20 protein-coding genes are annotated in these 19,177 nt (G+C 40.1%); 17 read left to right on the plus strand and 3 right to left on the minus strand.

Features of this window, described 5'->3' with window-relative positions; genetic code table 11:
* Positions 1-122: 122 nt before the first annotated feature.
* The 7 genes from SR187_RS03075 to SR187_RS03105 all read left to right on the plus strand — a co-directional run bounded on the left by SR187_RS03075 (position 123) and on the right by SR187_RS03105 (position 6,774).
* Positions 123-1,295 carry an ABC transporter substrate-binding protein gene (locus SR187_RS03075; protein WP_120171475.1) on the plus strand — a complete coding sequence of 391 codons (1,173 nt, stop codon included), beginning with the start codon at positions 123-125 and terminating at the stop codon, positions 1,293-1,295.
* 267 nt (positions 1,296-1,562) lie between these two features.
* A complete protein-coding gene (locus tag SR187_RS03080) occupies positions 1,563-2,450 on the plus strand; it encodes a branched-chain amino acid ABC transporter permease (RefSeq protein WP_024533024.1) in 888 nt (295 codons plus the stop codon).
* A 2-nt stretch (positions 2,451-2,452) separates the two neighbouring features.
* Positions 2,453-3,400, plus strand: a complete 948-nt coding sequence (locus SR187_RS03085) for a branched-chain amino acid ABC transporter permease (protein ID WP_024533025.1) — start codon at positions 2,453-2,455, stop codon at positions 3,398-3,400.
* Positions 3,400-4,164, plus strand: coding sequence for an ABC transporter ATP-binding protein (locus SR187_RS03090; protein WP_024533026.1), 765 nt, complete (start codon positions 3,400-3,402; stop codon positions 4,162-4,164). The genes SR187_RS03085 and SR187_RS03090 overlap by 1 nt, the downstream gene beginning before the upstream one ends.
* Positions 4,164-4,874, plus strand: a complete 711-nt coding sequence (locus SR187_RS03095) for an ABC transporter ATP-binding protein (RefSeq protein WP_024533027.1) — start codon at positions 4,164-4,166, stop codon at positions 4,872-4,874. Before SR187_RS03090 ends, SR187_RS03095 begins: the two co-directional genes overlap by 1 nt.
* Before the next feature lie 403 nt (positions 4,875-5,277).
* The gene (locus SR187_RS03100) at positions 5,278-6,033 is read left to right on the plus strand and encodes an epoxyqueuosine reductase QueH (RefSeq protein ID WP_024533028.1); all 756 of its coding nucleotides are present in this window, start codon (positions 5,278-5,280) and stop codon (positions 6,031-6,033) included.
* 84 nt (positions 6,034-6,117) lie between these two features.
* Positions 6,118-6,774 carry a CBS domain-containing protein gene (locus SR187_RS03105; protein WP_024533029.1) on the plus strand — a complete coding sequence of 219 codons (657 nt, stop codon included), beginning with the start codon at positions 6,118-6,120 and terminating at the stop codon, positions 6,772-6,774.
* Positions 6,775-7,067: 293 nt separating this feature from the next.
* On the opposite strand, the gene SR187_RS03110 is transcribed toward SR187_RS03105, so the two are convergent.
* Positions 7,068-7,934, minus strand: coding sequence for a YitT family protein (locus tag SR187_RS03110; protein ID WP_120171476.1), 867 nt, complete (start codon positions 7,932-7,934; stop codon positions 7,068-7,070).
* Positions 7,935-8,060: 126 nt separating this feature from the next.
* Here SR187_RS03110 and tmk point away from each other — a divergent pair, with 126 nt between their 5' ends.
* From tmk to SR187_RS03155, 9 genes are all read left to right on the plus strand, one after another.
* Complete coding sequence (gene tmk, locus SR187_RS03115; RefSeq protein WP_120172462.1) at positions 8,061-8,696, plus strand: dTMP kinase; 636 nt, start codon at positions 8,061-8,063, stop codon at positions 8,694-8,696.
* The gene (locus tag SR187_RS03120; RefSeq protein WP_120171477.1) at positions 8,696-9,580 is read left to right on the plus strand and encodes a DNA polymerase III subunit delta'; all 885 of its coding nucleotides are present in this window, start codon (positions 8,696-8,698) and stop codon (positions 9,578-9,580) included. Before tmk ends, SR187_RS03120 begins: the two co-directional genes overlap by 1 nt.
* A 120-nt stretch (positions 9,581-9,700) precedes the next feature.
* Positions 9,701-10,018, plus strand: coding sequence for a DNA replication initiation control protein YabA (gene yabA / locus SR187_RS03125; protein ID WP_120171478.1), 318 nt, complete (start codon positions 9,701-9,703; stop codon positions 10,016-10,018).
* Between the two features lies 1 nt (position 10,019).
* On the plus strand, positions 10,020-10,883 hold the full coding sequence (gene rsmI / locus SR187_RS03130) for a 16S rRNA (cytidine(1402)-2'-O)-methyltransferase (protein WP_120171479.1): 864 nt from the start codon (positions 10,020-10,022) through the stop codon (positions 10,881-10,883).
* A 250-nt stretch (positions 10,884-11,133) separates the two neighbouring features.
* The gene (gene serC / locus SR187_RS03135) at positions 11,134-12,225 is read left to right on the plus strand and encodes a 3-phosphoserine/phosphohydroxythreonine transaminase (RefSeq protein ID WP_024533035.1); all 1,092 of its coding nucleotides are present in this window, start codon (positions 11,134-11,136) and stop codon (positions 12,223-12,225) included.
* Position 12,226: 1 nt separating this feature from the next.
* Positions 12,227-12,784 (plus strand): GNAT family N-acetyltransferase, encoded by a 558-nt coding sequence (locus SR187_RS03140; RefSeq protein ID WP_120171480.1) that lies wholly within the window; start codon positions 12,227-12,229, stop codon positions 12,782-12,784.
* Positions 12,785-12,922: 138 nt separating this feature from the next.
* Positions 12,923-14,104 carry a 3-phosphoglycerate dehydrogenase family protein gene (locus tag SR187_RS03145; protein ID WP_120171481.1) on the plus strand — a complete coding sequence of 394 codons (1,182 nt, stop codon included), beginning with the start codon at positions 12,923-12,925 and terminating at the stop codon, positions 14,102-14,104.
* Positions 14,104-14,595: a methylated-DNA--[protein]-cysteine S-methyltransferase gene (locus SR187_RS03150; RefSeq protein WP_120171482.1), complete on the plus strand. Its 492-nt coding sequence runs from the start codon at positions 14,104-14,106 to the stop codon at positions 14,593-14,595. Before SR187_RS03145 ends, SR187_RS03150 begins: the two co-directional genes overlap by 1 nt.
* Positions 14,596-14,682: 87 nt before the next feature.
* On the plus strand, positions 14,683-15,036 hold the full coding sequence (locus tag SR187_RS03155; protein ID WP_120171483.1) for an arsenate reductase family protein: 354 nt from the start codon (positions 14,683-14,685) through the stop codon (positions 15,034-15,036).
* Between the two features lie 21 nt (positions 15,037-15,057).
* Here SR187_RS03155 and SR187_RS03160 read toward each other — a convergent pair whose 3' ends face one another.
* Together SR187_RS03160 and SR187_RS03165 are read right to left on the minus strand one after the other, a co-directional pair.
* Complete coding sequence (locus SR187_RS03160) at positions 15,058-15,957, minus strand: cation transporter (RefSeq protein WP_024533040.1); 900 nt, start codon at positions 15,955-15,957, stop codon at positions 15,058-15,060.
* Between the two features lie 218 nt (positions 15,958-16,175).
* A complete protein-coding gene (locus tag SR187_RS03165) occupies positions 16,176-17,003 on the minus strand; it encodes an exodeoxyribonuclease III (RefSeq protein WP_120171484.1) in 828 nt (275 codons plus the stop codon).
* Between the two features lie 237 nt (positions 17,004-17,240).
* Here SR187_RS03165 and SR187_RS03170 point away from each other — a divergent pair, with 237 nt between their 5' ends.
* Positions 17,241-18,902 carry a hypothetical protein gene (locus SR187_RS03170; protein ID WP_120171485.1) on the plus strand — a complete coding sequence of 554 codons (1,662 nt, stop codon included), beginning with the start codon at positions 17,241-17,243 and terminating at the stop codon, positions 18,900-18,902.
* Positions 18,903-19,177: the final 275 nt, after the last annotated feature.

Raw genomic sequence — 19,177 nt, forward strand, 5'->3', positions numbered from 1 at the left:
TCAGGTGCTTGTTAATTTTTTTGTTTCAAGTAGAAAAAAATTTTTCTTTTTTGTTGACAATTTTCAGATAATTCAGTATATTAGATACATCGTAAAATTTAAGAAAGATTTAAGGTGTTTTCATGAAAATAAGAAAATTTGTAGTGGCATTTGCTACAGTCGCTTCCACAGCTTTACTTGCCGCATGTGGTACTGTTTCGACAACCAATACCGCCACCAAAGGTGTATCGATTGGTGGTACATTCAAGATCGGGTACAATTTGGAATTGTCAGGATCAGTTTCTTCTTATGGTCAAACCGAGGAAAAAGGTGCCAACCTTGCTGTAAAAGAAATCAACGCAGCAGGCGGTATTGACGGGAAAAAGATAGAAGTCATCACCAAAGATAACAAATCTGAAACGGCTGAAGCAGCAACAGTAGCAACAAGCTTGGCAAGCGAAGGTGCAAATGTCGTGATTGGTGCAGCCACATCAGGAGCTTCTGCAGCTTCTATTCCAGCTTTGACTTCGGCGGGAGTACCGATGATTACCCCTTCAGGAACTCAGACCAACTTAGTTGTCAATGATAAAGGCGAAGTTCAAGATTATTTCTTCCGTGCAACTTTTACGGATGGATATCAAGGGCAGATTATGGCCAAGTATGCGACTGAAAATTTATCAGCTAAGAAGGTTGTTCTTTACTATGATAATTCATCTGACTATGGTAAAGGGGTAGCGGAAGCATTTAAGAAAGCTTATAAAGGAGAAATCGTCTCAGAAATCACATTTGCTTCTGGAGATAAGGATTTCCAAGCAGCTCTTACTAAATTGAAAGGCAAAGAGTTTGACACTATTATCATGCCTGGATACTACAATGAAACAGGTACAATCGTGAAGCAGGCGCGTGGTCTTGGCATTGACAAACCTATCCTTGGTTCAGACGGTTTTGATTCGCCACAATTTACAGAACTAGCGACCGCCTCAGCAGCTTCAAATGTTTACTACCTTTCAGCATTTGTAACATCAGCAAGCGAAAAAGCAAAAGCATTCTACGATGCTTATAAAAAAGAATACAACGAAGAGCCATCCATGTTCTCAGCTCTTGCTTATGATTCTGTTTACATGGCAGCAAAAGCTGCAAAAGGTGCTTCTGACTCGATAGCAGTAAAAGATAATCTTGCTAGCTTGAAAGATTTTGAAGGTGTGACAGGAACAATGTCAATCGATAAAGAACACAATGTTGTTAAATCCGTCTACGTTGTAGGTTTGACAAATGGTAAGCAAGCATCTGTTGATACTATTTCTGTTGACAAATAGAGAACAAGCAAAAAGAGGGTGCACCCTCTTTTTGCTTTGTACAATTACTATGTTACATGGAAATCAATAGACTAGGTGTTACTTGAGCTAACTTCCTAGATCTGTTTTCTCGTTTATTTTAGATTTTTATCCAGTATTTGTTTGACTAAATAAATCATCTTTTAAATATTAGAAAAATTCTATTTAGCTTGCCTATTTTCAGAAAATTTTGTATAATGTAATAATGCTTATAGAGCTTGAAAAATAGTTAGAAAGATTGGTGAACCTATGCTTCAACAACTTGTCAATGGTTTGATTCTTGGTTCTGTTTATGCCCTTTTAGCCCTTGGTTATACCATGGTGTACGGAATTATCAAACTCATTAACTTCGCCCATGGAGATCTTTATATGATGGGTGCCTTTATGGGATATTTCCTATTAAATCATTTAACTTTTATTGCAGATGGAGGGATACGTTTCTTCGTAGCACTTATTCTTGCTATGTTGGGAACAGCTATTCTTGGTGTCTTTATTGAGTTTTTAGCCTATCGTCCTTTGCGTAATTCAACGCGTATTGCAGCCTTGATTACAGCTATTGGTGTGTCCTTCTTTCTAGAGTACACGATGATTAAGTTCTTTACAGCAGATGTTAAGGCTTTCCCTCAAGCGATTGAGGCTGTAACCTTTCAGTTGGGGCCGATTTCTATCACGAATATCCAGTTAATTATTCTTGGAGTATCGCTTGCTTTAATGGTAGCTCTGCAACTGATTGTGAAACGAACTAAAATGGGAAAAGCCATGCGTGCTGTTTCAGTGGATAGCGATGCGGCGCAGCTCATGGGAATCAATGTAAACCGTACAATTAGCTTTACCTTTGCGCTTGGTTCTGCACTTGCTGGTGCAGCCGGTGTCCTTCTTGGCCTTTACTATAACCAAATCGAACCACTCATGGGGATGACACCTGGTCTTAAGGCCTTTGTGGCGGCTGTATTGGGGGGAATTGGTATTATTCCAGGTGCAGCACTTGGCGGATTTGTTATCGGAATTATCGAAACCCTCACTTATGTGATTAGTTTGGATACATTCCGTGATGCGGTTGTATATACTGTCTTGATTATCATCCTCTTGGTACGTCCGAGTGGTATCCTTGGTAAGAACGTGAAAGAGAAGGTGTAGACATGAAGCAACATCTTAAAGTTAATGCGATTTGGTTGGCTATCTTGCTAGCTGGTTTTGGTCTTATTCAGGGCCTTGTATCCGCAGGAATTCTGAACTTTTACTATATCCAGATTGTTCAACAAATCGGCATTCAAATTATTCTGGCAGTCGGCTTGAACTTGATCGTTGGTTTCTCAGGTCAATTTTCGCTTGGTCATGCTGGTTTTATGGCTATCGGTGCCTATGCAGTAGCTATTCTTGGTAAAATGATGCCATCTTATGGTGGATTTGCTATTGCTTTGATTATTGGTATGTTTATCGCAGGCGCAGTAGCTCTTTTGGTTGGCATTCCAACTCTTCGCTTGAAGGGGGACTATCTTGCTATTGCGACACTTGGCGTTGCAGAAATTATCCGGATTCTGATCATCAATGGTGGTCCTTTGACAAATGGTGCAGCAGGGATTACCTCAATCCCACTCTTTACGAGTTGGCCTATGGTTTATATTTTCGTCATTGTTACAACCCTGCTGACGGTAAACTTTTTACGTAGTCCGATGGGACGTGTGACGATTTCTGTTCGCGAAGATGAGATTGCGGCAGAGTCAGTTGGTGTCAATCCTACGTTTGTGAAAGTTTCGGCTTTTGTATTTGGAGCGATGACGGCAGCTATTGCCGGTGGTCTTCATGCAGGTTATGTTGGAACAATCGTTCCAAAGGATTTTGCCTTCATGACATCTGTTAATGTTTTGATTATCATTGTATTGGGTGGGTTAGGGTCAATCACTGGTACGTTTGTAGCGGCGATTGTTCTTGGAATTTTGAATGTACTTCTCAAGAGTTACTCAGATATTTCTATGATTATCTATTCGCTGGCACTCATTCTCTTGATGATTTTCCGTCCAGGTGGTCTTCTGGGAACGAAAGAATTTAGTATGGCAGCTTTGTTTAAGAAGAAGGAGGTTAAGTAATGGCCTTGCTTGAAGTAAAAAATTTAACCAAAAACTTCGGTGGATTGACAGCTGTTGGTGATGTGACCATGGAACTTCATGAAGGGGAGCTGGTTGGTCTTATTGGACCAAACGGTGCTGGTAAAACAACCCTTTTCAACCTTTTAACGGGTGTTTATGAGCCAAGTGAGGGTAGTATCACACTTGCGGGTACTCTCTTGAATGGTAAAGCCCCTTCGAAAATTGCTTCACTGGGACTTGGTCGCACATTCCAAAATATTCGCTTGTTCAAAAATATGACCGTCTTGGAAAATGTTTTGATTGGTCTCAGCAATCATGGCAAAGCTAAAATCTTTGCAAGTTTCTTCCGCCTACCAGCATTTTATAGAAACGAAGAAACCTTGAAAACAAAAGCTATTGAACTTTTAAAAATCTTTGATTTGGATAGTGATGCGGATACGCTAGCAAAAAATCTTCCTTACGGACAACAACGCCGCTTGGAAATCGTTCGTGCCCTTGCGACCGAACCGAAAATTCTCTTCTTAGATGAGCCAGCGGCGGGTATGAATCCACAGGAAACGACAGAATTGACTCAACTTATCCGTAAAATCAAAGAAGAGTTCAATATCACCATTATGCTAATTGAACACGATATGAGCTTGGTTATGGAAGTGACAGAGCGTATCTATGTCTTAGAATATGGTCGTTTGATCGCCCATGGAACACCTGAGGAAGTCCGTAGCGATAAGCGTGTTATTGAAGCATACCTTGGAGGTGAGGCCTAATGCCAATGTTGAAAGTTGAAAATCTATCGGTACATTATGGTGTCATTGAGGCGGTTAAAAATGTATCATTTGAAGTTAACGAAGGAGAAGTAGTGACGTTGATCGGTGCCAATGGTGCTGGTAAAACCTCAATCCTTCGTACGATTTCTGGTCTTGTTCGCCCATCGTTAGGGACAATTTCATTTCTTGGAAACGAAATACAAAAAATTCCTGCTCGTAAAATTGTGGCAGATGGGTTATCGCAAGTTCCAGAAGGTCGCCATATTTTTTCTGGTTTAACCGTTATGGAAAACCTAGAAATGGGTGCCTTCCTCCGAAATAACCGTGAGGAAAATCAAGCTAACTTGAAGAAGATTTTTTCCCGTTTTCCACGTTTGGAAGAGCGTAAAAATCAAGATGCAGCTACTCTTTCAGGTGGTGAACAACAGATGTTGGCAATGGGGCGTGCCCTGATGAGTCAGCCCAAACTCCTACTTCTTGATGAACCATCTATGGGACTGGCTCCAATTTTCATTCAAGAAATCTTTGACATCATCCAAGACATTCAAAAGCAAGGTACAACAGTACTCTTGATTGAGCAGAATGCTAATAAAGCTCTCGCTATTGCAGATCGCGGCTATGTTTTGGAAACAGGGAAAATCGTCCTCACAGGAACAGGAAAAGAACTTCTCACCTCAGAAGAAGTCAAGAAGGCTTATCTAGGTGGTTAAAACAGCCTACGAATAGGCTGTTTTAACCGGGAAATGGGAAACGCCGGCTGGCGTTTTTCATTGGTTCAAGGTCCGGGGGACCTTTTTAGGTTGGAAATTGAAACTGCCGGCAGGCAGTTTTCTTTTTGATAGTTTTATTCTATGTATTAGGAAAAGCAAAAGGTAAACATGTCCTTTTCTCAGCTTTATTTAGATAGCAGATAAGTACCAATAAGCGCTCTCCTCTGTCTAAATACTGGGAACAAGTTCTCCTACCTATACAGTGAGCTTCAAATATAGTATAATACTTTACGAAAATCAAAACCATATTTTGTCAACTTGCTTTGATGAGCTTCAGTTCTATCTACAGCTTCGTGTATTTTTTGATTTTCATTGAATATATTATTCCTATTTGGAGGTCTGTGTGATTAAAGTTGAAGAGATTTTGTCCAAGTTGTCACCCAATCAAAAGGTCAACTACGATAAGGTATTTCAAAAGATGGCTGCTTCCTGGCAGTCGACTGGTATTCGACCTAAGATTCTCATGCACGTCTGTTGTGCCCCATGTTCTACCTATACCTTGGAATACCTGACACAGTATGCTCAGGTAACTATTTATTTTGCTAATTCCAATATACACCCCAAGGCGGAATACCAACGGCGAGCGGCCGTAACGGCTCAGTTTGTCAGAGAATTTAATCAAAATACAGGTCAAAATGTAGGCTATTTGGAGGCGGACTATAGCCCTCAGGAATTTTTCAAGAAAACCCAACATCTGGCCAATGAGCCAGAAGGGGGAGATCGATGTAAAGTTTGTTATGATTATCGATTAGATAAGACGGCAGAAAAGGCAGTGGAGCTGGGGTTTGACTACTTTGGTTCTGCCCTAACAATCAGCCCTCATAAGAATTCTCAGACCATCAATGCTGTTGGAATTGAGGTGCAAAAACTATATGACACCCAATATCTTCCCAGTGATTTCAAGAAGAATGGCGGCTATCAGCGTTCGGTTCAGATGTGTGAAGAGTATGATATTTATCGTCAGTGTTACTGTGGTTGCGTCTACGGAGCCAATGCCCAAGGGATCAACCTGATACAGGTCAAAAAGGAAGCCTTGGAATTTCTGAAGGAGCATAAAGATTATTCTCACATCCCCTTTAAGGTCGTAGGAAAGGATTGATTTTTCATTTCCTTTCATAAAGCATTGAAATCGTTTTCGGATTTATGGTATAATTAAAGTAGGATCTACTAAGGAGGAAGTTCTATGTCTGTTAAAGATTTTATGACCCGTAAAGTCGTCTATATTTCCCCAGACACAACCGTTGCACATGCAGCTGACATCATGCGTGAACAGGATTTGCATCGTCTGCCAGTTATTGAAAATGATAAGTTGGTCGGTTTGGTGACAGAAGGAACCATTGCCGAGGCGAGCCCTTCTAAAGCAACTAGTCTATCAATCTATGAAATGAACTATCTACTCAATAAGACCAAGGTTAGGGATGTGATGATTAAGAATGTTATCACTGTTTCAGGTTACGCTAGTCTGGAAGATGCGACCTATCTTATGTATAAGAATAAAGTCGGGATTCTTCCAGTTGTAGACAATGGTCAGCTCTACGGAGTCATCACAGATCGGGATATTTTTGCGGCTTTTCTCCATGTTTCAGGTTATGGAGAAGAAGGAGTTCGTGCTCGTTTCCTTGTAGAAAATAAGGCAGGAGAATTAGAAAAAATTATCCGACTGGTGGCAGATAAGGATTACAATATCATATCAACTGTTCAACTTGCGACCAAATCTGGAAAGGTTGTTATTGAAGTCCAGATTGAGGGTAAGGTGGATGTTGCTGAAGTCCGTACCCTTTTTGAAAGTGCGGGCATCCAAGTTGACAGCTTAGTTCCAACCGTTGCCAAAAAGATTTAATAGCTGAGCTTCCTCAGATTTTTCTCCGGCTATTCTATTTCTAGCAAAGTAGTTTTAGATATATAAAGACATGCATCTCTGACTAGGGATGCATGTTCGCTATTTTTATGGAGGAGACTAAGGCATCAAGCGTTGCTCCAGAATGGTACAAAAAACACAGAAGAGGTTGGGGCTTGAACTCCCTCAAGTCAACTTCTTCTGTGCTTTATTCTCTGTTCGTTTTTGTCTGTATCCCTTTTACAAGGTGACCGAATAAGGAAATAGAATCGTAGATAAACTGAATAGCCATCCCCTTAGTGGCGTTCGAGCGGCTCTTTATTCCGGTCTAACGTAAAGCCTTCACCGAGGACCTCATGAGCATCAGTGATGGTGATAAAAGCGTGTGGATCTATTCTCCGAATGAGTTCTTTCATCTCTTGGAGCTGACTCTTGTAGATGACGGAGTAGATCATATTGACATCTGTTTTGCTATAAAATCCTTGAGCTTTTATCAGGGTAACACCGCGCTCAATTTCATTATCAATAGCTTGGGCTAGTTGTTCGGATTTTTGAGAAACAATCATGACCCCCTTGCTACCGTACCCACCTTCTGTTACAAAGTCAATGACCTTAGAGGCAACGGCAACCATCATTAAGGTATAAAGGACCGTGCGAAGGTCTTTAAAAACAATGACAATCAGCGTTAGAACGAGTATATCAACTGCTAAGATAATCTGTCCGATTGAGAAGGAAGTGTATTTATGACCGATACGGGCAATAATGTCGCTTCCGCCAGTCGTTCCACCAGCTCGGAAGATAATTCCCAGTCCCAGCCCCATAAGGATACCACCTAAAATACTAACTAAAATTAAATCTTGTTGAAGATTGATTGAAAAATGAATTTTTTCAAAAATAGCCAGCCAAACAGTGACGCTAAGTGTTCCTAGAAGACTGAGATAGAGAGTCTTTTTGCCTAGGATTTTCCAACCTAGGATGAAGAGAGGAATATTAAATACAATATTCATTATCCAAGGTTGGATACGAAAGAGATAGTAGATGATGAGAGTTAGACCAGTTGCACCACCCTCAAATAAGCGATTGGGCATAATCAAATAATTAAGACCAAAAGCAAAAAGACCTGCACCAAGTAAAATGAATAAACTATTTTTCAAACGAACCATAAGCACCTCCCTATATGTGTATATTTCAATTGTAAAAGATTTTCTCCTGAAAAACAAGTCAATTTTCAAGTGATTTTTTGGTTGAATTTTGGTAAAATGAGATGACTATCTATGAGTGAGGAAAAGATGACAAAAGGTTTTTTTATTACATTTGAAGGTCCAGATGGAGCGGGGAAAACAACTGTTTTGCAGGAACTTCTACCAGCCTTGAGGGAGTTTGGATTAGAAGTGGTTACAACTAGAGAGCCAGGTGGGGTAGCTATTGCAGAGGAAATCCGCAACATTATTCTCAATCCAGCAAATACTGAGATGGATGACAAGACAGAGCTTTTGCTTTTTATAGCTGCTCGTCGTCAGCATTTAAAGGAGAAAATATTACCACCATTGACTCAGGGGAAGTTACTCCTAATCGACCGTTTTATTGACTCATCCATTGCTTATCAAGGATTTGGTCGTGGTTTGGATGTGGCAGATATTAACTGGCTCAATCAGTTTGCAACGGATGGTCTGAAACCTGATTTGACCCTCTATTTTGATATTGATACGGAGGAGGGCTTGGCTCGTATCGCTCGAAATGCAAATCGAGACGTGAACCGCTTGGATATGGAAAAAGTGGATATGCATAAAAGAGTTCGTCGAGGTTATCTGTCGATTTTAGAACAAGAACCAGAGCGGTTTGTTAAAATTGATGCTAGCCAGCCGTTAGAAGCTGTGATTGCAGATGCCCTTGCAGTGATTAAGAAACGGTTGTTAATGAGATAATGAATATTCAGGAATTAAAAGACTTGCAACCAGCCGTATTTCAGCGTTTTATTACCACTTTGGAGCAAAAACGTTTGGCTCATGCTTATCTGTTTTCTGGTGCTTTTGCTAGTTTTGATATGGCTCTTTTTCTCAGTCAGGCTCTTTTTTGTCAGGAAAAAGATGGCATCTTACCCTGTGGTCATTGCCGCACCTGCCGCTTGATTGCAGCAAATGAATTTTCAGATGTGACCATTGTGTCTCCTCAGGGAAATCTTATCAAGACAGAAACTGTGCGCGAGATAGTTAAAAATTTTTCTCGGTCAGGTTTTGAGTCTGACAAACAAGTCTTCATCATCCGTGATGCTGAGAAAATGCATGCTAATGCTGCCAATTCGCTCTTAAAAGTGATTGAGGAGCCACAGTCTGCTATCCATATTTTTTTGTTGACCAATCAAGAAGAGGCAGTTCTTCCAACTATTAAGAGTCGGACTCAGATTATTGGTTTTCCTAAAAATCTTCCTGCTCTGGAGAGAATGTTGGAAGCAGAGGGCTTGTTAAAAACGCAGGCCAGTCTTTTGGCTCAGCTTACTTCTAGTCATGAAGAAGTCAAGAAATTAGTAGAAAATAAGAGTTTTTTAGAACTGACAGTTCAGGCTAGAAAATTTACTGATTTGCTTTTGACCGATGCAAACAAAGCTTACCTGCAAGTCAGTTTCTTAGCTGGTCTTGCTGTAGAAAAAGCAGAGCAGGAGCGATTGTTCGACCTCCTCAGCTTGTTATTAGCTGAAAAGATGACGGATGCCTTAGCCCGTGAAAAAATGGATGCGGTCCTTGAGGCAAAAAAAATGTGGCAGGCCAATGTCAGTTTACAGAATAGCCTAGAATATATGACACTCATATAGTTGTTTAGTTTGTTTTTGATGATATTTGATAAGTCAACTTATTTTTCTTTTCCACTCTTAGATCGTGGTGCCAAAAGCAAACTAGAAAGCTCTCAAGATAAATAGATAGAAAGGAAGACAATGGATAAAAAAGAAATTTTTGATGCTCTGGATGATTTTTCGCAGAATCTTTTGACAACACTGGCAGAAGTAGATGCCATTAAAAAACATTTGCAGGGCATTATTGATGAGAATACAGCCTTGCGTTTGGAAAATTCTAAATTGCGAGAGCGTCTGGAAAAAGAAGATAAAACAGGCCATAAGTCTTCCAACTTTGGTAAGGAAAATTTGGAAAATATCTACGAAGATGGTTTCCATATTTGTACTTTCTCTTACGGACAACGCAGGGATAATGATGAGCCTTGTATGTTCTGTGTTGAATTATTGAATCGAGACTAGGATGAAATTACAAAAATCATACAAGGGGCAGACAGGTTTTGGCACTCTTTATTTGGTTCCGACCCCTATTGGAAATTTACAAGATATGACCTTTCGGGCTATCCAAACTTTAAAAGAGGTCGATGTGATTGCAGCGGAGGATACTAGAAATACCGGACTCTTGCTCAAACATTTTGAAGTTGAGACCAGGCAGATATCCTTCCATGAACATAATGCTCATGAAAAAATTCCTCATTTGCTTGATTTGCTCCGGTCAGGTCACTCTATTGCTCAGGTATCGGATGCTGGCTTACCTTCCATCTCTGATCCTGGTCACGATTTAGTTTGTGCAGCGATTGAAGAAGGCGTCCCCGTTGTATCGCTTCCTGGTGCATCAGCAGGGATTACAGCCTTAATCGCATCTGGACTTGCTCCTCAACCTCATATTTTTTATGGTTTTTTGCCACGAAAAGCAGGGCAGCAAAGAGAGTTTTTCCGTGAAAAGCTAGCCTATCCTGAGACGCAAATCTTTTATGAATCGCCTTATCGAGTGGTGGATACGCTAGAAAATATGTTGGCGGTATATGGAGATCGTCAGATAGCAGTTGTACGTGAATTGACTAAGCTTTATGAAGAGTACCAGCGAGGAAAGATTTCGGAGATTTTGGTCTATTTAAAAGAGCACCCTCTCAAAGGAGAATGCTTGGTGATCGTTGCTGGTGCAGATGCTGAATCGCCCCTATCCATTGATGAGGTGGATTTGAAGGCTGAGGTTGAAAAAGAGATAGCTGGTGGTTGCAAACCAAATCAAGCCATCAAAGAAGTGGCCAAGCGCTATCAACTTAAAAAGCAAGAGGTATATGACACCTACCATGGACTAGGCTAAGCCTAGTTTTTTTGTATTTTTATGCAGGTAAGTATTGAGGGACAATGGACGAGAAACCTCCTAGTGTAGAATTCTATTTGCTAACTTCAATATATCCTTACTTGTTGTCCTAATTTGGCCATACTTATTTCTGATTTTTGTCTCAAAGTGAGTTTTCCTGATTCTATATGTAGAATAAAAACATAAGATTTTATTGAATAATCTGAATATTTATGTTAAAATGAATAGGATATTTTAATGGAGGGATTTTATGACAATCTACAACTTTTCTGCAGGTCCTGCAGTTTTGCCAAAATCAGTGCTTGAAAAAGCCCAAGCGGAATTTTTGAACTATAATGGTTCGGGAATGAGCGTTTTGGAGATGTCGCACCGTTCCAAGGACTTTGAAGAAATTATCAAAGGTGCTGAGACAACCCTTCGTGAACTGATGTGTATTCCTGATAACTATAAGGTTATTTTTTTACAAGGTGGGGCTTCATTGGAATTTACTATGATTCCACTCAACTTTGCTCAAGGAAAGAAAGCTTACTATCTTGTGGGTGGTTCTTGGGGAAAAAAAGCCTATACTGAGGCTGTTAAATTATCGAAGACAATCGCTTTTGAGCCTATTTTGTTGGCTTCTACAGAGGAAATCACCTATACAGAATTGCCAACATTCGATCCAAATGATATTGATCCAAGTGCGGCCTATGTGCATTTGACGACCAATAATACGATTGAAGGTACGTCAGTTTATAAACTCCCAGATACCAATGGAGTACCAATTATTGCTGATATGTCTTCAAATATTTTGGCGGCTCGTTACAATGTAGAAGATTTTGCCATGATTTATGCTGGGGCGCAGAAAAATATCGGTCCAGCGGGTGTGACAGTTGTGATTGTACGTGAGGATTTTCTGAATGATCAACCAGTGCTCTCAAGTATGTTAGATTACCGCATTCAAGCTGAAAATGACTCTCTCTATAATACACCACCAGCTTACTCAATCTACATTTCTAAGTTGGTTTTTGAATGGGTCAAAGAAATTGGTGGTGTTGATGAGATGGAAAAAATCAACCGTGAGAAATCTAGTCTACTTTATGATTATATTGACCAGTCTCACTTTTATAGCAATCCTGTTCGCAAGAAAGAAGAACGTTCGGTAGCTAATATCCCATTCGTATCACCGAGCGAGGAGTTGGATGCAAAGTTTGTCAAGGAGGCAACAGCGGCAGGTTTTAAAAATATCAAGGGGCATCGCTCAGTAGGTGGTATGCGTGCCTCACTTTACAATGCCTTCCCACGTCAAGGTGTGGTAGAATTGATTGCTTTCATGAAGAAGTTCGCAGAGGAGAATGTCTAAGATGGAAATTAGATTGGCCCATCCAAATGAAATTGCATCAATCACTCAGATTTTTAAGGAGGCCAAGGCATTTTTAGCGGCTTCTGGAAGTGATCAGTGGCAGGGATCCTACCCTGACCATGAAACGATTTTTGAAGATATTTTGACCGGGAAAGGTTATGTCGGTCTGGTTGATGGGGAGATTGCTACCTATGCAGCTGTTTTCCGAGGGACGGAAGCAGCCTATGAGGCTATTTATGATGGCAAATGGCGGCACAATCATCCTCTTTATACCACCATTCACCGAGTGGCAGTAGCAGCCGAATTTCGTGGCAAAGGCCATATTTTAACCTTCTTGCAAGGAATCATTGAAGGACAAAAGGGACCAGATTTTCGTTGTGATACGCATGATAAAAATCTCCCTATGCAGCATATTCTAGAAAAATTAGGCTTCATCTATTGTGGCAAAGTGCCTTTAGATGGAGAGCGTCTAGCCTATCAAAAAATCAAGCAAAAGAATGAACGCAGTCTCTATCAGGAAGTGAACGAGGACGACCGTTGGATGCTTGGAAATAACTAACACTCTTTGAAAATCAGGTGTACACTTGATTACTTGATTTAAGAAAATCGTAGTTAGTTCTTGATTTTCATTGAGTATTCAATAAACTAAACGAAAGAAAGGTGACAGGCTATTTTCGCCTTTTTAGGTAAAAAACAAATGGTATTTAGCGTACGAACATTTAATAATATCAACCAAGTTGGACTTAAGGAATTGGGCAATAGGTTTCAGATTGATGGTGACTATGCAGCAAATCCAGATGCTTTTATTATCCGTTCTGAGAACTTGCATGGTTTTGACTTCCCAGAAAATCTAAAAGCGATTGCTCGTGCGGGTGCTGGGACGAATAACATTCCTATTGACCGGGCGACAGAGAAGGGAATTGTTGTTTTCAATACTCCCGGAGCCAATGCCAATGCAGTAAAGGAAGCAGTACTTGCCTCTATCCTCTTATCTGCTCGAGATTATATCGGAGCAAGAGCTTGGACAAATACTCTTTCGGGTGTTGATGTACCTAAGCAAGTAGAAGCTGGTAAAAAACAATTTGCAGGTACAGAGATTGCTGGTAAAACCTTAGGTGTCATTGGACTAGGCGCTATCGGTGCCCGCATTGCCAATGATGCTCGTCGTCTAGGCATGAATGTGCTTGGCTACGATCCATATGTTTCTATTGAGACAGCTTGGAATATATCTAGTCATGTTAAGCGTGTTGATGATCTGAAGGAAATCTTCGCCCATTCGGATTACATCACTATTCATGTTCCTTTGACAGATAAGACACGGGGACTTTTCAATGTAGATAGCTTCGGTCAAATGAAAAAAGGAACGACCTTGATTAACTTTGCTCGTGGTGAATTGGTTAACCATACAGATCTGTTTGAAGCGATTGATGCGGGTGTTATCAAAACCTATATTACAGATTTTGGTACGGAGGAAGTGCTCAATAAGGAGCATATCATTGTTTTTCCACATGTTGGAGGTTCCACCGAGGAAGCAGAGCTCAACTGTGCCATTGCATCTGGTCAGACTATTCGTCGTTTCATGGAAACGGGAGAAATCATCAACTCTGTCAACTTTCCAAATGTCAAGCAACCTTTGGATGCGCCTTATCGTATCACCCTGATTAACAAGAATATTCCAAACATGGTTGCAAAAATTTCAACAGCTGTGTCAGAATTGGGGATCAATATTGATAATATCATCAATAAGTCTAAGGGAGACTACGCTTATACCCTTCTTGATTTGGATGAAGCGGATAAGGCTAAAATTGATCAATTGGTGACTAAATTTGAGGCAACAGATGCTATTGTCAAGGTACGTGTGATTCAAAATAAAAACTAATGTATTACAAATCCATTTATACCAGTCCGATTGGGGCAATGTCTTTGGTAGCTAGTGATAAAGGGCTACGTGGAGTCTGGTTTGAGGGGCAGAAATACTTTGAGAGAGGTCTAGAAAGTCAGGTTCGGATTGCTGCTCATCCTGTTCTAGACCAGGTGATTCAGCTCTTGGATGCCTATTTTTCAGGACAGATAGTTGATTTTTCCAGTTTAACCTTGGAATGTGTTGGAACAGTATTTCAGAAAAGGGTTTGGAAAATCTTGCAAAGTATACCAACTGGACAGACGATTACCTATGGGCAGATTGCTAAGCAATTGGATATTCGTTCAGGACAGGCAGTTGGTGGAGCTGTGGGTCGAAATCCTTATTCGATTATTGTTCCCTGCCATAGGGTTATCGGTCAGAAAGGACAACTGACTGGCTATGCAGGTGGGGTGGATAGGAAAATCTGGCTTTTGCGGCATGAAAATTCAACCTATAGTACATTATAAATATCAAAAATAGATGCTTTACAAGTTATCAAGCTATTTGAGAGTGGTGCTGATCATGTTGATTTTTAAAGAGGAAGAGGTAAAGAAATGATTTTATTTTATGAGTATCCCAAATGTACGACCTGTCGGGCAGCAAAGGCAGAGCTGAAAAGTTTGGGACTGGATTTTGAAGCAATTGATATAAAGGCGACTCCACCCAGTGTAGACCAGCTAAAGACTTGGATGGAGGCAACAGGTTTGGAATTAAAAAAATATTTCAATACCTCAGGCAATAGCTACCGTCAACTTGGTTTGAAAGATCGGTTTGGGAGTCTGACATTGGAGGAAGCTCTCAGTCTTTTAGCCAATGATGGTATGTTAATCAAGCGTCCTTTGCTGATTAAGGATGGAAAAATTTTACAGATTGGCTATCGGACAAAATATGAAAATCTCGGTTTATAAAAGCCGAGATTTTTTATCGTTTTATAGAGCATATTCAACAGAAATATACTCATGCTGTTTTCTTAGGAGATAGAGCATTTGAGGCTTGTTTTCTAAGAGTTTCTGGACAATTTCATGCTGAACATTATGGAGGTTTATCTTGACACGGATATTCATCCCTTGTTTGAAAATATGAATCTCAACATCATTTGCTTCTTCGTTTAAATAGGGTTCAAGTATCTGATAGATAGAGTCGTGAATTTCAGGGAAATGAACAGTACCATTAGCCAATTCTTTAAAGGATGCTACTAATACGCTCCAAGGTTCTTTGAACGAAATGAGAGCTAAGATGAGCGTTAAAAAGAAATCTCCGGTGTAATGAAGAAAGCCTAGCCATGAGTTGATTGGAATGAGATAGAGAAGAAGTACTGCGATACCAATCGCTCCAGAGATTAGACCATCAATTAAATTCCCTTTTGCTTCTGCTAGGATGATGGTCGATAGATGGTTGACTTTGGCACTCATGTAGCGATTATAGAGGTAGAGTCCGATATAAATAAGGAACATGGTAATCGTGTAGGGAACCGCAGGACCGATTGTCATTTGCTGACCATTTCCATGCACGAAATAGGCAAAGGCTGTTGCACTCGTTTCTAGTACAGCAAAAATCAATAGTAGTAAGGTTGCCAGAGACTTCATAATCGCATAAAGCGGCTCTAGAAAGTAAAGGCCTTGGGGAAAGGTTTCTGTTTTTTTATGGCTATTTTTGGAGATGTAGACTGCCACTAGAGATGATACAAATGCTATCAGAGAAAAGACTCCATCCAGAAGAAGAGCATTTAAATCTGTCATGATATAAACAGCTACTCCTGCTAAACCGGATAATCCATTCACGATAGAAGAAATGGTAAGTGACTTGCGTTCGATTGCTTTGTGATTCATAATCCCTCTCTTATACAGTATATTTATATTTTTATTATACCATAAAATGATAGCGGTTTCAAATCTAGGGAACTATAAAGGCTGGAAGAAAAATCCAGCCTCACTTTTTAGACTTTGTGTTACCGCCTCAAGGCAGGACTTGAAGATAGCATTTACAAAGCGATTCTTAGTAATTTATGCTTTCTACCTCAAGTCTGACTTATATGAAATGAAAAACATTAAATCGTAATTTCCATCACAATTGGTGTGTGATCTTGGCGAGCTCCGGAGTCAATCATAGCAGACTTAGTCACCTTGTCTGCAATTCGATTGCTGACTAGCCAATAGTCGATTCTCCATCCGGTATTATTTATCTTGCTGGTACGGCTACGCTGTGCCCACCATGTGTAAGCGCTGGGAATATCACCGTGTAAGAAACGAAACGTATCGGTGAAGCCTTTTGCAAGTAAATTTGTAAAGCCTTGACGTTCTTCATCCGTAAATCCTGGCGATTGACGGTTACTTGCAGGATTAGCAAGGTCGATTTCCTTATGGGCAACGTTGTAATCGCCTGTAGCCAAAACAGGTTTTTGGCTATCTAGTTGTGAGAGGTAGTCTGCGTAGCAGGCATCCCAGATTTGGCGGTCCGCTAATCTCTTTAAGCCATCTCCAGCATTTGGTGTATAAACTTGTGTGACATAAAAGTGATCGAATTCCAGCGTGATGATACGTCCTTCAGCATCCATAGTAGATGGAGCACCGATTTCTGGGAAGGAGATGACTGGTGTCAGGTGATTTTTATAAAGAAAAAGGGTACCAGCATAGCCTTTACGGGCAGGCTCTACAGAAGAGCGCCACGTGTTCTTATAGTCTGGGAAGTAGCTTTCCAAGATTTCTAGGTGTTTTTTGGTAGGTCCCTTATCAGATAATTTGGTTTCCTGAATGGCGATAATATCTGCATCTTCTGCTACAAGCGTATCAATGACCGCACGCGATAGCATGGCACGTGGAGATTCTGCGGTTAGAGCAGCATTGAGGGAATCAATATTCCATGAAATGAGTTTCATAATTTGTCCTTTTCTAGTCTTTGCTGTTTTTCATTATACCAAAAATCGCTGTTTCAGACGAATATAGAAGCCTGAAGAATTTTTAGTTTTTCTGACTACTTGGCCTGTCTTTTATGACTTCAGCAAACGAGAATATTTTGTTTCCGTAGTTGTTGAAGTAACAAGTATATTAAATGACTTAAAAGGTTAAAAATATGATACAATATAACCAATAAATCTTTGTTTGTGGAGGTTGTTATGAAAAAGAGGATGATTATTTTTGCAGGAGTATTTTTCATTTTAGAAGTACTAGTCTATTACTGGTATCAATTACCTGCTCTTAATATTTGGAGTTTGGATTTTTGGATATTCTTTCTTCAGTCAGCAGGGTTGGCTTGGATACTATTAGCACTTTTTGGTTCTAAAAGTGCCGTCCAAAAGGTGACGAAGGTGTCAGGTCGTCAACGCCAAGTGGAGACCTATCACTTTTCAGCAATCAGATTACCAACCTATTTGACATGGTTAGGACGTATCTGGCTATTGATTGTTGTAGCCCTTATGGGACTTACTGTCATCAATTCTCACATTTTCCGCGCTAAGGACTACGCACAGGTCATTACGGTTAAGGATGCTGATTTTAAGGCAGATTTCCCTAATACAGATGTTTCTAAATTAGCTCTTTTGGACCGTGCTTCTGCAGAGAAGATTGGAGATACCTATCTTGGTACGATTGACAAAGTTTCTCAATTTGGTATCTCAGACGACTATCGCCAGATTACTATCGGTCAGCAACCTTTCCGTGTTTCTCCCTTAGAATACAAAAATTTTTGGAAATGGTTAAGCAATCATAAAGATGGAATCGGCTACTATGTCAAGGTCAATCAGACGACAGGGAAGGCAGAACTTGCTAAGTTAAGCAAGGCTATGCACTATTCGGATTCAGAGTATTTGATGAATGATACTATGCGCCATCTTCGTTTTCAATACCCAACGACTATTTTTGGGAAACCGTCCTTTGAGGTTGATGATGAAGGAAATCCTTATTATATCGCAACCATTTATCAGCCTAGATTTGGACTATCTTCCAATGATCCGATTGGAGCCATCGTATTGGATGCGGTGACGGGTGAAAGTAAGAAATATGATTTAGCGAATATTCCTGACTGGGTGGATCGAGTTTATTCTGCTTCAAATGTTATCAGTCGTGTGGATGACCATTATACCTATCAGAATGGTTTTTGGAACACTGTTTTTAGTCAGACAGGTGTTAAGAATACAACAGATAGTTATAATTACATTTCTATAGGTTCTGATATTTATCTTTATACAGGAATTACCTCAGCTACAGCTGATTCTTCTAACCTTGGTTTTATTCTCGTCAATATGCGAACCAGAGAAATTACTAACTACAAGTTAGCCTCTGCGACTGAAACAGCAGCTCAAAAATCAGCAGAAGGAGAAGTTCAAGAAAAAGGATACAAAGCAACAGCTCCAAGTCTAGTAAAGTTAGCAGATAAAGCTTACTATTTGGTCTCCCTAAAAGATGATGCTGGTTTGGTAAAATCTTATGCTTTGGTTGATGCGGAAGACTATCAACAGGTATTAGTCAATAATGATATTGCAACCTTGATTTCACAAGTATCCGGTGTAGATGCTTCTAGTCTTACTGGTTTGGCAAATACCTCTAATGGAGAAGGAACTGAACAGACTGAAAACATTACAGGAAAGGTAGAAGCTTTGGGAAGTCAGATGATTGGTGGATCAACTATCTATTATATCCAATCAGGAGGTAAGATTTATAAGGTCAAAGCAACAGAAGACAGCATAGACCAATTGCCATTTATTAAAGTGGGAGACAGGTTTGCCGGCCAATTGGATAAGAAAAACTATCTTAAAAACTTTACGATTATCCGTGAATAAGAAAGGAAGCTGGATTTTAATCTGGCTTCTTTATCCTATTTCATGGTTTATAGTAAGCACATCTTGACACGGTGGATGATTTCTTCTGTAATTTAGTTTACATATCGGGTTTGATGAGAAAAAACTTGTGGAAGATATTTACTCTATCTCCCTCCACACTTGTTTTCTTTTATCCGCCACTTTTCATGCGTATCAGCTGTGTTTATGGTATAATATGAAGGTGCGATTCTTTGGAACTCAAACGAACAATAGCCATCAGTTTTGGTTTCGCTGAG

It is taken from the genome of Streptococcus ruminantium (assembly GCF_003609975.1).
Classification (GTDB): Bacteria; Bacillota; Bacilli; order Lactobacillales; family Streptococcaceae; genus Streptococcus; species Streptococcus ruminantium.